This window comes from Halanaerobium sp. ST460_2HS_T2, from assembly GCF_003337665.1.
In the GTDB taxonomy this organism is placed as follows: Bacteria; Bacillota; Halanaerobiia; order Halanaerobiales; family Halanaerobiaceae; genus Halanaerobium; species Halanaerobium kushneri.
This window is the reverse complement of the sequence record NZ_QPJF01000019.1, coordinates 46,823-62,899: the sequence shown is the minus strand read 5'-3', so window position 1 is coordinate 62,899 and position 16,077 is coordinate 46,823. Positions and strand designations below refer to the sequence as shown.

Annotated in this window: 17 protein-coding genes; 1 reads left to right on the top strand and 16 read right to left on the bottom strand. The window is 33.7% G+C overall.

The window, feature by feature from the left end; genetic code table 11:
• Nucleotides 1–9: 9 nt before the first annotated feature.
• Nucleotides 10–873 carry a 4-(cytidine 5'-diphospho)-2-C-methyl-D-erythritol kinase gene (ispE, locus tag DFR80_RS10225; RefSeq protein WP_114489913.1) on the bottom strand — a complete coding sequence of 288 codons (864 nt, stop codon included), beginning with the start codon at nucleotides 871–873 and terminating at the stop codon, nucleotides 10–12.
• 142 nt (nucleotides 874–1,015) lie between these two features.
• On the opposite strand from ispE, the gene DFR80_RS10220 reads away from it, so the two are divergent.
• The gene (locus DFR80_RS10220; protein WP_199505804.1) at nucleotides 1,016–1,534 is read left to right on the top strand and encodes a biotin transporter BioY; all 519 of its coding nucleotides are present in this window, start codon (nucleotides 1,016–1,018) and stop codon (nucleotides 1,532–1,534) included.
• Nucleotides 1,535–1,618: 84 nt separating this feature from the next.
• On the opposite strand, the gene DFR80_RS10215 is transcribed toward DFR80_RS10220, so the two are convergent.
• The 15 genes from DFR80_RS10215 to DFR80_RS10145 form a co-directional block, all read right to left on the bottom strand.
• Complete coding sequence (locus DFR80_RS10215) at nucleotides 1,619–1,930, bottom strand: LiaI-LiaF-like domain-containing protein (RefSeq protein ID WP_076545855.1); 312 nt, start codon at nucleotides 1,928–1,930, stop codon at nucleotides 1,619–1,621.
• Nucleotides 1,920–2,447, bottom strand: a complete 528-nt coding sequence (locus DFR80_RS10210) for a PspC domain-containing protein (protein ID WP_076545854.1) — start codon at nucleotides 2,445–2,447, stop codon at nucleotides 1,920–1,922. The genes DFR80_RS10215 and DFR80_RS10210 overlap by 11 nt, the downstream gene beginning before the upstream one ends.
• A 178-nt stretch (nucleotides 2,448–2,625) precedes the next feature.
• Nucleotides 2,626–4,353, bottom strand: coding sequence for an ABC transporter ATP-binding protein (locus tag DFR80_RS10205; RefSeq protein WP_076545853.1), 1,728 nt, complete (start codon nucleotides 4,351–4,353; stop codon nucleotides 2,626–2,628).
• A gap of 145 nt (nucleotides 4,354–4,498) precedes the next feature.
• Nucleotides 4,499–5,158 (bottom strand): phosphate signaling complex protein PhoU, encoded by a 660-nt coding sequence (gene phoU, locus DFR80_RS10200; RefSeq protein ID WP_076545852.1) that lies wholly within the window; start codon nucleotides 5,156–5,158, stop codon nucleotides 4,499–4,501.
• A gap of 77 nt (nucleotides 5,159–5,235) precedes the next feature.
• Nucleotides 5,236–5,994, bottom strand: coding sequence for a phosphate ABC transporter ATP-binding protein PstB (gene pstB, locus DFR80_RS10195; RefSeq protein ID WP_076545851.1), 759 nt, complete (start codon nucleotides 5,992–5,994; stop codon nucleotides 5,236–5,238).
• A gap of 18 nt (nucleotides 5,995–6,012) precedes the next feature.
• Nucleotides 6,013–6,879 (bottom strand): phosphate ABC transporter permease PstA, encoded by an 867-nt coding sequence (gene pstA, locus DFR80_RS10190; RefSeq protein ID WP_076545850.1) that lies wholly within the window; start codon nucleotides 6,877–6,879, stop codon nucleotides 6,013–6,015.
• On the bottom strand, nucleotides 6,879–7,766 hold the full coding sequence (gene pstC / locus DFR80_RS10185; RefSeq protein ID WP_076545849.1) for a phosphate ABC transporter permease subunit PstC: 888 nt from the start codon (nucleotides 7,764–7,766) through the stop codon (nucleotides 6,879–6,881). Before pstC ends, pstA begins: the two co-directional genes overlap by 1 nt.
• A 135-nt stretch (nucleotides 7,767–7,901) precedes the next feature.
• Nucleotides 7,902–8,723 carry a phosphate ABC transporter substrate-binding protein gene (locus DFR80_RS10180; protein WP_076545848.1) on the bottom strand — a complete coding sequence of 274 codons (822 nt, stop codon included), beginning with the start codon at nucleotides 8,721–8,723 and terminating at the stop codon, nucleotides 7,902–7,904.
• Between the two features lie 254 nt (nucleotides 8,724–8,977).
• On the bottom strand, nucleotides 8,978–9,208 hold the full coding sequence (locus DFR80_RS10175) for a thioredoxin family protein (protein WP_076545847.1): 231 nt from the start codon (nucleotides 9,206–9,208) through the stop codon (nucleotides 8,978–8,980).
• An 89-nt stretch (nucleotides 9,209–9,297) separates the two neighbouring features.
• On the bottom strand, nucleotides 9,298–10,254 hold the full coding sequence (locus DFR80_RS10170) for a permease (RefSeq protein ID WP_076545846.1): 957 nt from the start codon (nucleotides 10,252–10,254) through the stop codon (nucleotides 9,298–9,300).
• Nucleotides 10,254–10,616, bottom strand: coding sequence for a helix-turn-helix transcriptional regulator (locus tag DFR80_RS10165; RefSeq protein WP_076545845.1), 363 nt, complete (start codon nucleotides 10,614–10,616; stop codon nucleotides 10,254–10,256). The genes DFR80_RS10170 and DFR80_RS10165 overlap by 1 nt, the downstream gene beginning before the upstream one ends.
• Before the next feature lie 217 nt (nucleotides 10,617–10,833).
• On the bottom strand, nucleotides 10,834–12,615 hold the full coding sequence (pnpS, locus tag DFR80_RS10160; RefSeq protein ID WP_076545844.1) for a two-component system histidine kinase PnpS: 1,782 nt from the start codon (nucleotides 12,613–12,615) through the stop codon (nucleotides 10,834–10,836).
• Entirely contained in the window at nucleotides 12,599–13,288 is a 690-nt protein-coding gene (locus DFR80_RS10155) for a response regulator transcription factor (RefSeq protein ID WP_076545843.1), read from the bottom strand. The genes pnpS and DFR80_RS10155 overlap by 17 nt, the downstream gene beginning before the upstream one ends.
• Nucleotides 13,289–13,323: 35 nt before the next feature.
• Nucleotides 13,324–13,920: a GrpB family protein gene (locus tag DFR80_RS10150; RefSeq protein WP_114489912.1), complete on the bottom strand. Its 597-nt coding sequence runs from the start codon at nucleotides 13,918–13,920 to the stop codon at nucleotides 13,324–13,326.
• Between the two features lie 372 nt (nucleotides 13,921–14,292).
• Nucleotides 14,293–15,993, bottom strand: a complete 1,701-nt coding sequence (locus DFR80_RS10145; protein ID WP_114489911.1) for a Na/Pi cotransporter family protein — start codon at nucleotides 15,991–15,993, stop codon at nucleotides 14,293–14,295.
• Between the last annotated feature and the right edge of the window lie 84 nt (nucleotides 15,994–16,077).

The following is a 16,077-nucleotide window of genomic DNA, read 5'->3' as shown; positions in this document are numbered from 1 at the left end:
TTGAATAATTTAATAACTATCAATTGTTTTAACTACTGTCACAAAATCATTTTTACGAGGCCAGTTTGCTGCAACTTTTTCTGCCTGCTCTCTACTGTTATAAATAGAAAAGACTGTAGGGCCACTACCAGAAAGCATTGTAAAAGCAGCCTTTGTATTATTTAATATATTTTTTATCTCCTTGATTTCCGGACAAATTTTTTCAGCAGCTTTCTTCAGATCATTTTTGTAATCAAGATTCCAATCAGGTTCCTCTTTATTCTTTAAATTAGCTAGAACTGACTTAAAATCAAATTTTTCATATCCTTCTAATTCATCATATAATTTATAGACTGCCGGTGTCGAAATTTTAAAGGATGGAGTCACCACAACCAGATATTTTTCTCCAATAAAGGGTAGTTTCTCTAAAATTTCTCCTCTGCCAGAAGCATACACAGTTCCCCCTTCCAGACAGTAAGGTACATCAGAACCAATATCTGCCAGAGAGTTTCGTATTTTATTTAAATCTGGCTTAAGTTCAAATAATAAATATAAACCCCTCATAACTGCCGCAGCATCTGCACTACCCCCTGCCATTCCCGCAGCAATAGGTATATTTTTTTCAATATATATTTCAACTCCCTGCTTGAGTTCAGGATTTAGTTCAAAGAAAATTTCTGCGGCCTGATAAGCTAAATTCTCTTTATTAGTAGGCAACTCAGTCTGGGAACTTTTTACAATAATTCCTCCACTTTTCTTTTTTAATTTTATTCTATCAGCCAGGCTTATACTCTGCATAATCATCTGTAATTCATGAAAACCATCTTTTCTAAGTCCTCTAACATGTAGAGCAAGATTTATTTTTGCCGGTGCTTTTACATATATTTCTCGCATAATTCTCCTCCGATTTATATTTTTTATTAATAACTTTTCAAATAGCTATTTAAATTAATTAAAGTTTGTGATAACATTACTTAAAAGAATTCGACTATCAGTCAGATTTGGCTGATTAAACAAAAAGAAAGGAGTGTTTCTCTTGCAAACAAATCAGATGATAAAAGCTGCTCTAATGGCAGCACTAACAGCAGTAGGTGCATACATTATAATTCCAGTTGGACCAGTACCAATAACTCTGCAAACTTTCTTTGTTCTACTTTCAGGAAGACTACTTGGAAAAAAATACGGTGTTTTATCTCAAGTTACATATCTTTTACTGGGAGCTTTTGGTTTGCCTATCTTTTCTGGTGGCCAGGGTGGTCTGGGCGTAATTGCAGGACCTACCGGTGGTTTCTTAATTAGTTTTGTAGTTGCAGCCTGGATTGCAGCCCACCACAGCAGTAATAATAAAAAATACTTTTTGATACTTACTGCTGCTGTATTAAGTAATTATATCATTGGTAGTATCTACTTTAGTTTTGTAACAGATACAGGTTTACTTGCAGCGCTTAATATGACTGTAATACCTTTCATCCCCGGAGATTTTGCAAAAATAGTTCTGGTTTTAATCTTAGCCCCGGTAATTGAAAAACGGCTTTCCTTTAATAAAAGCAGATAAATTTCTCTGCCTTAGAAAATAAATGCCACCTGAATAATTCAGGTGGTTTTGTTTTTAAATATTATAATTAGAATAACCGCATAATTATCTAAAAGGCAAATTATTGAAATCAAAAATACGCATTCTCATCTGTGGGATAAAATAAAAGGGCTGTTGATTGACAAGCAGATAAATTAAATATAATGATAGACCAATAACAATAATGGGAACGATAAACCAGAAACTGCTTTTCTGTAATAAAATATGCAAACCAAATATAATCAATAATACAGGCCAGTAACTGCGTATAAATAAGAATATATTAAAATTATACTCACCAAGAGAATCTCCCAGAAATATAATACCTGCAAAAATTAAAATGAGGGCAATTAAACTGCGGTCCCTATTATCTGTCATTATTATCACCCTTAAGCATCAGTGCTCCAGCGGCAATTAAAATTAAAGGCCAGTATTTTTCCCAGTACAAAGTTGGAATCCAGATATCAACTAAAAAAATAGACCCAACCAAAATCATGATTATTGCAAATAGTTTGCGGCGATTGTTACTGTTTTCAGGACTATGATTTTGATACTGCTCATAATATCTTTTTTCATTTTCTTTTCTGGACTCATAATCTTCACTGTTTTTTTGGGCTCTCTCCTGCTTATCGTCCTGCTCTTGATTAAGGCTTTCCTGAGATTTTTTATCTTCTATATAATAATCATCTGGCATTCTGTATTCATTTTTCACCGGCTCTTCAGACATTACAAGCCAGGCAATAATATAAGCAATCAAACCTACTCCCTGAAATAAAAATATAAATAAAACTGCAAGTCGTATTAAAGAAGAATCTACGTTAAAATAATCTGCCAGTCCTCCACAGACTCCGGCAATCATCCGGTCATCACGAGAACGATATAATTTTTTTGACATTATAAATCTTCCTTTCATTATTTAAATAGTTTATAGGACAATAACTAAAATATGTTAAAGAATCATTTCTGATTATAGTATCGCAGATTTCAGAGCTCTTGTCAAAGAAAAAAGCCGGGTTAATCCCCGACTTTAAGTAAACTATTCATTTTTTATAATAGACTAAAATTTAATATTTTTATTCAGCCAGTTTGGTAGAAAACTGCTCATTATATAACTGAGCATATTCTCCTCTGTTTTTAATTAATTCTTGATGCTTCCCTCGCTCAACTATTCCTTCTTCAGTTAAAACAATAATCTGATCAGCATTTATCACTGTCGAAAGTCGATGAGCAATAACCAGGGTAGTTCGTCCCTCTGCCAGTTTTTCTAAAGATTTCTGAATAATTTTTTCACTGCGATTATCGAGAGAAGATGTTGCCTCATCCAGAATTAGAATAGGAGGATTTTTCAAAAATGAACGCGCAATAGAAATTCTCTGTTTCTGTCCTCCAGAAAGTTTAACTCCTCTTTCCCCAATATCAGTATCATAACCTTCACTTAAATTTAAAATAAAATCATGTGCATTGGCTTTTTTCGCTGCTTCAATAATATCCTCATCTGAAGCACCTGCTGTCCCATAGGCAATATTTTCTCTAACTGTACCATTAAAAAGAAAAACATCCTGCTGCACAATTCCAATATTACGGCGCAGTGATTCTAAAGTCACATTTTTAATATTAGTATTGTCAATAGAAAGACTACCACTATCAATCTCATAAAATCTGGGCAGTAGTTTAGTTAAAGTTGATTTACCTGCTCCAGAAGGTCCAACAAAAGCTACTGTTTTACCCGGTTCAATCCTTATATTAATATTGCTCAGTACCTTTTCATGGTTATCATAACCAAAGGTAACATCCTCATATTTTATAAGTCCAGCAACACCTTTTAGCTCCCGAGCATCAGGATGGTCAACTATTTCTGGGTCAACCTCTAAAAGTTCTTTGAAGCGGCTGAATCCAGACATTCCGCGCTGTAGCTGTTCATTAAAGTTAACCAATCTTCTAATTGGATTCATAAACATGTCAACATAAAATAAAAAAGCAACCATCTGACCAACCGAAAGACTACCATTATAAATAAAATAGCCTCCAGCAGCCAGGGTACTTAAACGAATTAGATTAATAAAAAGATTCATACCGGAATGGAATTGTGCCATGTTTTTCATAGCCCATTCTCGAGAACGTCGATAATTATGATTACCCTCACAAAACTTTTCATTTTCGTAATCTTCATTTGTAAAAGATTTAACTACTCTAATTCCACTTAAACTATCTTCAATTATTGTATTTACCTCAGCCATCTTTTCTCTGATAACTTTAAAAGCATTATACATTTTTTCTCCTAAATGCAGAGAAAAGAAAAACATAACCGGGATTAAAGCAAAAGTTACCAGGGCCAGCTGCCAGTGCATAGTTACCAGAATTGAAAAAGACCCAATTAATAACATAGCCGAAATCAATACATCCTCAGGGCCATGGTGAGCCAGTTCTGAAATGTTATTTAAATCATTAACAACCCTGGACATCAAATATCCTACTTTATTATTATCATAAAACTTAAAGGACAATTTTTGCAGATGGGTAAATAGATCAGAACGCATATCTGTTTCCATTCTAATTCCAACCACATGTCCCCAATAGTGAACTATATATTGGAATAAAAAACGCAGAATATACAGAACAAGCAAAATAATCGCAATTCTTATTATCATGTTTGCATTACGCTGAGGAAAATAATCATCAATCAGACGCTGAACATAAACTGGATAGACAAGGTCAATACCGGACATTAAAATAGCACAGCTAATATCGACTAAAAATAATTTCCAGTGATTTTTATAATAACTAAAAAACTTTTTTAACATCTATAAAAATACCCCCTTTTTTATTTACTAATTAGAAATTTTATCACAGTAGTTTTGTTATTGCAATTACTATTTTAAGTAAAAAAAGTGCACTCCTTGATAGAGTACACTTTTATTAATAACTATTAAATTATTTTTTTCTAATTTATTCTAATTCAGTCCATTCTCCAGTTTTCATATAAACTGTTCTCTCACAAATATTGGTAGAATGGTCACCTATTCTTTCTAAAAATCGACTAATAAACATCAGTGAAGTTCCCTGCTCAATTGTCGCACAGTCATTTTCCATAACTGTTAGCAGTTCAGAATTGATCTGCTCATCTAGACGATCTACAGCTTCATCTCTAGCTGCAACTTGTTTTGCTTTTTCAATATCCATATCAACAAAAGCTTCTAAACTTTCTCGCAACCTCTGGACAACAATATCCCTCATACCAGGTAGATCCTGCATTTCTTTAATTAGGGGTTGGTCACCAATTTCTTTTACTTTATAGGCAATATTTGAAGCATTATCACCAATTCTTTCCAGATCAGTCACTAACTTGGAAATAACAATAATTTTTCGCAAATCAATTGCCACTGGCTGCTGGAGAGCAATCAAACGGGTACATTTTTCTTCTATATCTAGTTCATAGTCATCAATTATATCATCATCTTTAATTACTTCATCAGCAAGCTTAATATCTTTGTTCATTAAAGCTTCAATACTCTTACTTATACTTTCACCAACAACACTTCCCATTTTTAACATTTCATTTTCTAAATCTTTCAGTTCTGTATGAAAAGCCTTACGAGATTCATTCATTTTTACTATATACCTCCTTCAAGCTATTTTTAAAATAATAAATAGCTCCTAACTTAATAATAAACTCAGATTTGATTTTAACCAAAACGACCTGTTATATAATCTTCTGTCCGCTGGTCAGATGGATTTTCAAATATCTTATCAGTCTGATCAAATTCAACCAGATCTCCCATCAAAAAGAAGCCGGTATTATCGGAAACACGCGCCGCCTGCTGCATACTGTGGGTAACAATTACAATAGTATAATTATTCTTTAGCTCATCTATTAAATCTTCAATTTTAGCTGTTGCTACTGGGTCAAGGGCTGAAGCCGGCTCATCCATTAATAAAACTTCAGGTTTAACTGCCAGAGCTCTAGCAATACAAAGTCTCTGCTGCTGTCCTCCAGAAAGACCCAGAGCTGAATCATCAAGCCTGTCTTTCACTTCCTCATATAAGGCAGCCCCCTTTAAACTTTCAATTACAATTTCTTCTAATTTATCTTTGTCCTTAAGGCCGTGAATTCTGGGCCCATAGGCGACATTATCAAATATTGATTTCGGAAACGGATTAGGCTGCTGAAAAACCATTCCAACTCTTTTTCTTAATTCAACTACATCAACATTTTCCTTGTAAATATTTTCATTATCAAAAAGAACTTCTCCCTCTACCCTGCTACCCTCAATAAGGTCATTCATTCTATTTAAAGTCCGCAAAAATGTTGATTTACCACAACCTGAAGGCCCAATTAAAGCAGTTACTTTATTTGATTCAAGCGGTATATTAATATTTTTTAGAGCCTGAAAATCATCATAATAAAAATCAAGATTTTTTACTTCCATTTTAATTTCACTCATAAATTTACTCCTTCCAGCTTAATTTGTATTCTTTTTGCTAAATTTAATTCTCATAAAAATAGCAACTAAATTAATCAATAAAACTAATACCAGTAATACTACAGCTGTACCATAAGCAATTGGAATCTGCTTTTGGGGAAAAGTACCGGTAGCAACCAGTGCATAAATATTATATGGTAAGGCCATTACTTCTGAAAATACTGAGTTGGGAAGACGCATTGAAAAGAAAGTAGCTGCCGTAAAAATTATAGGTGCCGTCTCCCCAGCTACACGTCCTACTCCCAGTATACACCCAGTTAAAATTCCGGGCAATGCAGCTGGTAAAACTACATTTTTTATCGTCTGCCATTTAGTTGCCCCCAGTGCCAGAGAAGAACTTCTGTATTCATCGGGAACTGACATTAATGCTTCTTCTGAAGCTCGAATTATAGTTGGCAAAATAACAATAGCCAGCGTAAGAGCTCCTGATAAAATGGAAACTCCAAAATTAAGATATTTTACAAAGATAGATAGACCAAAAAGCCCAAATACAACTGAGGGTACACCTGCTAAATTATTAACACCTATTCTAATTATTCTAATTAATTTTCCTTTTTTGGCATATTCAGTCATATATATTGCTGCAAAGACTCCAAGCGGGGTAGCAACTAAAATTGCTCCACTAACCAGATAAAAAGAACCAACAATTGCCGGTAAAATTCCACCCTCTGTCATTCCGTTCTTAGGCATAGAGGTTAAGAATTCCCAACTAATTACCCCCAGACCTCTTTTAAAGATAAAAAATATAATTACGCCCAGGACAGCTATTGAAGACAGCATTAATAATCCCAAAATACTAAATACTATTTTTTCTACTGCTTTTCTTTTAGTTAATTTATTTTCCATTATTCTCCACTCACCTTTTTCTTAAATCTCTGCTGAGCAAAATCTGCAAAGATATTAAAAATAAGAGTTATTAAAAATAAAATTATTGCTATTCCAAATAATGCCTGATAATGCTCACTTCCAACCGGAGCTTCTCCCATTTCGGCAGCAATTGTTGCAGTCATTGGCCTAACAGGTTTTAAAATATTACTTGGAAACAGCGAAGCACCCCCAGCAACCATTAAAACTGTCATTGTTTCTCCAATGGCTCTTCCCATTCCTAAAATTACAGCTGTCACAATACCAGAAGAAGCTGTGGGAAGTATAACTCTGAACATGGTTTCTAATCTATTAGCCCCTAAAGCCAGGGAGGCATCTCTGAAATTTTGAGGAACTGCTGTAATTGCATCTTCTGCCAGACTAACAATTGTCGGCAAAGCCATAATTCCCAGCATTATCATTGCATTTAAAGCAGTTAATCCGGTAGGCAGGCCAAAAACTTCTCTTAAAAATGGACCTAAAATCTTCATTCCAAATAGTCCATAGATAACAGAAGGCACTCCAGCCAGCATTTCTATTGTTGGCTTAACAATATTCTTAAATTTTTTGGGCAAAATATAAGCAATATGAATTGCAGATGCAACTCCAAAAGGAACTGCAATAACCATTGCTCCAATTGTTACCACTATTGAGCCTGACAAAAGATTAAAAATACCATAACCTGGCGGATCATAAGTTGGATACCAGTCACTGGTGAAAAGAAATTCCAAAATTCCTACTTTAGAAAAAATTGGAGCTCCCTCTTTAAACAAAACAATAATAATCCCTGTTAAGAAAAGTATTGATGAAAAAGCAAAAAATAAAAGTATATTTTTAATTATTTTTTCTTTAGTCTTCCAATTTAACATAAATTTCACCTCTCAAGTATAGAAAAAATTTTATAAATAAACATTGAAAAAGGGAGAGGCCTCTCCCTTTTCCAGGTTGATACTAGTATATTTGATGTTTATCTATTAACTTTATAAAACTTTATAATTTATCTTTTAGTGAAGAGGTACAAATCCCTGCTCTTTTACTAGAGCCTGGCCTTCAGCACTTAAGATAAAGTTGATAAATCTGGCTGTTAAACCCTCTGGCCAGCCATCAGTAAACATGAATAGCGGACGAGCAATTGGAAATTCTCCACTGGCTACTGTTGCATTAGAAGGTAGAACCCCATTAACTTTAACAGCTTTAAGTGAATCAGATAAATAACCAAGTCCCACATAACCGATAGCACCTTCAGTATCAGAAACAACTCCGGCAACTGCACCATTAGAAGCCTGTAATAAAGCTGCTTTAGTCAATCTTTCTTTACCAAGTGTAATCTCATTAAACACTTCAAAAGTACCAGAACTTGAATCTCTAGAGACAACTACTATTTCCATATCTGGTCCTCCAAATTCTGACCAGTTAGTAGCTTCACCAGTATAAATTGATTTAATATCTTCCAGGCTTAATTCTTCAACCGAATTGGCTGGATTAACTACAACAGCAATTCCATCCATTGCTACTCTGTGAGGCACAGGATAAATTCCATTTTCTACTGCAGCTTGAACCTCTGCTTGCTTAACAAATCTAGAGGCATCTGCAATATCAACAGCACCATCAATCAAAGCAGCAATACCGTTACCTGATCCACCACCACGAACAGAAATATTTACATCAGAATTTTGCTCCATATAAACCTCAGCCGCTTTTTGAGCAATCGGCAGAACTGTCGAAGAACCCTGAATTGTAAGTTCTTCCTGAGCCATTACACTAAAGGGCATAACAGCTACCAGTAAGAGTGCCAGCACAACAACAAAAGAATTAATTTTACTCATTAATTTTTTCCCCCTTAAGGAATTTTTATTTTCTTTATTAACTTGACTCTGATTAAATGATAACAGCCTAATGTTACAACAGTATGTCACTAATGTTAAAATAATGTAAACAAAAAAACCGCCCTCATTGATATAATACTTCCAATGTAGGCGGTCTAATTAAAAACTTATTTAATTTTTTAAAAGTAAAAGAAGCTTAATTTTATCTTAGCATAATTGAGTGCTTAAAATAATTTATCAGCTTATAAATACATTTAAGCAATTAACTCTTTAATTTCTTCTACTGATGCAACCCTCCCTTTTATCTTAACCTTTCCATTAATACCAATTGCAGGAGTACTCATAATTCCAGCCATTGCAATTTCTTTCATATCCTCAACTTTAATTATCTCTGCCTCAATACCTGCTTCTGCTACAGCTTTCCTGGCATTGTCAGCAAGATTGACACAATTTTTGCATCCTGGTCCATAAATAGTAATTTTCATCTTTAACACTCCTCAGATTTGATTTGTAATTTAATTTCTTAAATCAATTTATAATAATCAAATTTCTATACAGGTTATTTAATTAAAAATTAGATAATTAAATTAAACATATATCCTACCCCAATAATTGAAACTCCAACAACAGTTACAAAAACGGCAATCAATTTAGGTTTAATTACTCTACGCAGAATAATCATTGCTGGCAAAGATAAAGCAGTAGTTGCCATCATAAAACTTAAAGCTGTTCCCAGAGCAACACCTTTACTCATTAAAGCCTCCACAATTGGTATGGTACCAACTGCATTAGAGTAAAGAGGTATCCCAACAATAACAGCAGCAATAACTGATAAAGGATTATTTACTCCTGCATATTCAGCCAGTAATTTGGCCGGTGCATATCCGTGTATTACAGCACCCAATCCAATGCCAATTATTACATACTTCCAGACTCTACTCACAATCTCTTTAACTTCGGCCCGAGCGAAATCAATTCTATCACTCCAGTTTAGCTTTTCAATCTCACTTTCCTCTGCGCTGATCTGGTAAACATATTCTTCTACCTGTTTTTCCATTCCTAAAATCTCAATCACAATTCCACCAACAATTCCGACAACAATACCACTGATCAAATAGATAGTCCCGATTTTCCAACCAAAAATTGTATAGAGCATAACCAGAGCTACCTCATTAACTATTGGTGAAGTAATTAAAAAAGAAAAGGTAATTCCAAGTGGAATTCCAGACTCTACAAAACCAATAAATATTGGAACAGATGAACAGGAACAAAATGGTGTCACAACTCCAAGTAATGAAGCCATAACATGTCCTGTAATTTTTCTATAACTACTTAAAAGTTTTTTTGTTTTTTCTGGGGGGAAATAACTCCTAATAATTGAAATAAAAAAGATCATTATAGAGAGCAAAAAAATTATCTTAGTTGTATCATAGATAAAGAAATGAACAGAGTCTCCCAATCTACCTGCTGAGTCCAGGCCAAAGAAATTATAAGTTATCAAATCTGCCAATTTTTCAAATAATAAAAACATTAACAACAGCCTCCTTTAGAAGCTGATTTAATCTCAGCTGCTGTATCTAAATTATCTATCTTAGATTGAAGTTCTGGCAAATTTAATTCAGTTAGCGAATTTGAACTTAAAGAAATCAGACTGGCTAAATAACTGTCATAGACCCCTCTATCGATTGAATAATAAATCCACTTACCACTTTTTTCTTCTATTAAAAGATCCAGCTCTTTAAAATAACTAAGGTGTTGAGAAACACTTGATTGAGATTTTCCCAGCAGCTGTTGAAGCTGACACACACAGTACTGACTATCCAATAAAAGTTTAAGTATTTTTATTCGATTTTCATCAGCTATACACTTTAAAAAATTAAGTAACTTATCCATCAAAATTCTCCTTTTGGCTTTTAATATTAATAAATACTAATATGATAATAACATTAAATATTAGTTAAGTCAATATTTTTTATACTAATTTCTACTTTTTTAGTTGTTAAAGCTTGTCATAGCAAAATTATATTTTAATTTTATAGTTTATCAACTACAAAATTAAGCAAAGAAAATACCTGCTCATATTAGTCAGAGCAGGTATTAAAGTTAAGACTTATTCAGCTGCTTTTAAATAAAAAGAAAATTCACTTCCAGCACCTTCACGACTTTTGACCTGAATATCACTTCCATGTTGTTTTATAATATTACGGACAATTGAAAGACCAATCCCGGTGCCACCAAGAGCTCTACTCCGAGCTTTATCGACTCTATAAAATCTTTCAAAAATCCTTTCCTGATCAGATAATGGTATTCCAATTCCATTATCTTTCACAGAAATATAAACTTTATCAGCTTCAGCTTCTACATTAATGCTGACTTTTCCACCTGCAGGAGTATATTTAATTGCATTATCAATCAAATTAATCATTACCTGCTTTATCTGCTCCCGAACCATATAAACAAGCGGCAGATTGGCTGCTATCTCAATTTTTAGATCAATATTTTTATCTTCTGCTTTTTTTTCTAATAAATTAACTACTTTAGTTAATACTTCCCCTAAATTATCTGCTTTAAGATCAAAAGACTGAGACTCAATCTTTGATAAGTTAAGTAGATCTTTAATTAAAACTGATAAGCGATCAGTTTCCTCTTTAATTATTTTTAAGAATTTGTCTCGTGTCGCCGGGTCTTCAATATTACTTTCTAAAAGTGTATCTAAATAACCAACCATCGATGTAAGCGGAGTTCTTAATTCGTGTGAGACATTGGCCACAAAATCATTCCTAACTGTTTCTAATTTTCTTAATTCAGTAATATCAGTTAATACAATTACCCCACCAGTAACATTTTTCTGCTCATCCAGTAGGGGGATAAATGTTGCATGAATAATTTTTGGCTCAGGATTTTTATACTTAATCTCCCTGCTTATACTTTCTTTTTTATCAAAAGCACGCTGCAGGTACATATCAATTCTGTGACTAAAAAGAGTGCTAATCAGTTCTTTTCCCTTAACCCTCTCTGCCTCAATATTGAATATTCTACGTGCAGCAGGATTAATTAAGGCCACTTTTCCTTCTTCATTAACAGCAATTACACCATCAACCATACTTTCTAAAATTGCTTCAATCCTATTTTTTTCCTGTGAAATCTCTGTAATTTTTTCTTCCAGTTCTGCTGCCATAAAATTGAACATTCGAGCCAGTTTTTCAATTTCACTATTATATTTTCTTACAGGAATTCTCTGGCTTAAATCACCCTCAGATATTTTTTCTGCTGTTTCAGTAACGGTTTCCAGCGGTTTAACAATACTGAAGGTAAGCCGCCAAGCTAAAAGAATTGTAATTACTGCCAGAATGAGAAAGAAAAAAAGATAACTTTTTATATCTTCTACTAAAACACTTCTAATAAATTGAAGCGGACGCGCCGTCCTTAAAATTCCAATTATTCTATCCTGATCTTTAATTGGAACAGCATAATACAGCATTTCTTCTCCAATTGTTTCACTATAACGAATTTCACTGCCTGAATTCTGATTGCGAAAAGCCTCAGCCACTTCCGGCCGATTTCGATGATTATCCATCTCACTGATCTCATAATGAGAATCAGCCAGTACATTCCCATCAGCTGCAATAATTGTAATTCTGGTTTCCGAATCTCGGGACCAGTTGGCAGCTTTTTTTTCCAGACTTGGGCTTAAATTATAGATTTCTTCTGCTTTAATATTATTAAGCATCAATTGAGAATAATGATCCAGACTAATTCTCTCCTGTTCTAAATAAAATTCTCGATGATTTGTACTAAAGTAGTAAAAACTTAATGCAATGATAAAAAGCTGCATTACAACGAAAATTATAATCAAACGATTCTTGATACCTAAATTATTCCATTTTAACAAATTTATATCCCACCCCTCTAACTGTGGCTATATAATCAGCTTCAATTTTTTTGCGCAGTCGCCTAATATGAACATCAACTGTTCTTGTATCTCCAGCATATTCATAGCCCCATATTTTTTCTAAAAGTAAATCTCGACTTAAAACTCTTCCCTGATTGATAAGCAGATAGCGGAGAAGTTCAAATTCTTTGGGAGTTAAAACAATCTGCTCTTCTGCATAAATTACTTCATGACGAGAAATATCCAGTTTTAATTTTCCGGCTTCAATTATCTCATCTTTTATTTTTTCACTATCTTCTCTAAACTCTTTAACCCTTCTAAAGATTGCCTTAATTCTGGCAACTAATTCTCTGGGGCTAAATGGTTTTGTCATATAATCGTCTGCACCCATCTCCAGGCCAAGAATTCTTTCAACTTCTTCCCCTTTAGCAGTTAGCATGATTATCGGGATCTGCCGCAGTTGTTTATTAGCTCTTACCCGGCGACAGACTTCCATACCATCAATTTCGGGTAACATTAAATCTAAAACTATCAGATCAATTTCTTCAGAAAGTTTTTCTAATGCTAGTTTACCATCTGCAGCAGTCTCAACTGTATAGCCCGCGTTTTTTAAATTAAATTTGATTAATTCTCTAATATTTTTTTCATCCTCAACAACAAGAATCTTTTCCATTATAAATCCTCCTGGATTTCTGATTTTTGAGCAAATTAATCTTTTTTATTTATTTTATATTTATTCTTAAAATCTTTTCTGGCTTCAGCAGTCCACTTTGTAATAAAATTTGTTTTTGCTTCCGTATAACCATCACGATTATTTTTATACTCTGCTTCTAAATTCTTTTTTAAAGCTCCATAATTTTCTGCTATTTTTGGATGAGCAATCAAATAATCTCTAAAATATAATTCATCCCAGTCATCAAGATAGCGTAGATGTAAGTGAAACACTTTGTCTGCAAAGCCGTGTGGAGTATAGCCTTTATTAAAAACTAGATTAAGTTCTTGAGAATCCTCATTTCTATGCATCAAAGTCCAGCCGGCATTTTTTAGCTCTGCTTCAATCTTTGCGATCCCAGCTTCTCTGCTTATTTCCAGCAAAATATCAACAGTTGGCTTGGCCAGCAGCCCAGGAACTGCAGTACTACCAATGTGATTAATCCGTTCAATATATTTTTTCGGCAGAGCAGCTAGTAAATTCTTCTTTTCTTCCCGGTACCACTCTTTATATTCCGAATTATGTTTTTTTAAGATTATGGGAAACAGCTGCCATAATTCTTCCAGCGACATTTCAGAAAATGATTTAGTCATAGAAACCTCCTTAAATCTTTATCTGATTTTGTACTTCAGACAAAATAGCTTTGATTATAATTTATTAAATTATCATTAGAACAATTCTTTAAATTAGGATAACAATCCAAACTTCAAGCATCCCCAGAGAAAAGAGTTTTTTTAATTGGCCCTTTAGTCGAAACAGGTTTGAGTATAGCTAATTATGAAAAGTTTTTTCCCTGTCTGAACGAAGTGAGTTAGAAAAAACTAATAATTAGCTATCAACGAAAACCGTTGTGAAGACTATGGACAATTAAAAATAGCTCTTTTCTCCATTATAGCAAAAAGAGCCTCCTATAAAAAGGAGGCCCCAAGCAAATAAATCTATATCAATGTTAAATCTTTGTAAATTTAAACCACATCTACTTCCTGAACATCTTTACCTGTGCTTTCATCTTCATAAATTTCAATTATGCTGTAAGCAATATCAGCCATTTGATCACTGATATGCTCAAGATCATCAAGTAATTCTAAAAGAATAATACCGGAATTAGGATCACAGCTTCCTTTATCGGAACCTTTGATTCTACTAATACTTTCCTGTCGAAATTGAATTTGCATTTGATCTAATCTTTCTTCTGCTTCCAAAATTTCAGCAGCGATTTCAAGGTCATCAGTTTCAATCAATTCCAAAGTCTTATCCAGTACATCACAGATAATTGAATATACTTCCTGAATTGTTGCCTGAGCATCAGAGGAAAACTTGAGTTTATTTTCTAATCTATTTTCGATTAACTCTGCAATATCATCAGCATCATCAGCAATACTTTCAATATCATCAACCACAGCAAAATATTTATCTAAAGTTCGGATATCAACATCATTTAATTGCGCCTGAGGTATTTTCTGAATAAAATGTAAAAGTTCTTCCTCCATTTCATTTACTATATCCTCATGATGTCTAATCTTTCTGATTACTTCACCATCTTTACTCAAAAATCCGTCTACAGATTCGCAGACCATATCTCGAGAAATTTTACCCATTGCCGCAATTTCTTTTTTAACCTGATCAATTGCAACATAGGGGGTACTTAACATTCTATCATCTATAAAAGTAGTTCCTCTTTTTAGAGTTAAGTCTTCACCTGGAAGCATTTTTTTAACTAAATAAACCATAAAACCTGTAAATGGTAACCAGACAAGTGTATTCACAACATTAAAGAATGTATGCGTATTCGCCAGAAGCCTTTCCTCAGAAGGATTTATCTGGCCAAAAATTCCACTGATATTTAAAATTAAATTTTCAAGTAAAGAACCAAAATCTGGCACTATATAAAGAAATGCAATCATTATTCCAGCTCCCAGAACATTAAATAAAAAATGGGCAGCTGCAGCTCTTTTAGCTGTTAAATTAGCACCTATCGCGGATAAAATAGCAGTAACAGTTGTACCAATGTTACTACCTAAAAGAATTGGAATTGCAGCTTCGTAATGAATAGCTCCTGCAGTCACCAGTCCTAAGAGAATACCAAATGAAGCTGAACTACTCTGAATAGCTACTGTAACAAAAATACCTGTTAAAATACCCAAAATTGGATACTGAGCAAAACTTTCCATCCAGTTGACGAAAACAACTGAATCCTTTAGGGGTTCCATGGTATCCCCCATAGTTTCTAAACCTAAAAATAATAAACCAAAACCTAATAAAATCTGTCCAATATACTGAAATTTTTTGCTTTTAGAAAATAAATATGTAAAAGCACCAATTGCTATTGCATGAAAAGCATAATCACCTAATTTAAAAGCAATTAACTGAGCAGTTACTGTAGTACCTATATTGGCACCCATAATTACTCCAATTGACTGGAATAAAGTCATTAAACCAGCATTGACAAAACCTACAACCATAACTGTAGTTGCACTACTACTTTGAATTATGGCGGTAACAATTGTTCCAACTCCAACTCCCATAATTGGTTTTGAAGTCATGGCAGCCAAAAAATGACGCAGTCTTTTCCCGGCAGTTTTTTGTAACCCCTCACTCATCTGCTTCATCCCATAGATAAAGAGGCCCAGACCACCGAGTAATCCTATAGCCATATCAATTCCCAAACCTATCTCCCCTTTCGTTTTTTTGAGTTTATCCCGTTATTAAATTACCCGTTTATGAATAATACTTAGATAATACAGATTATC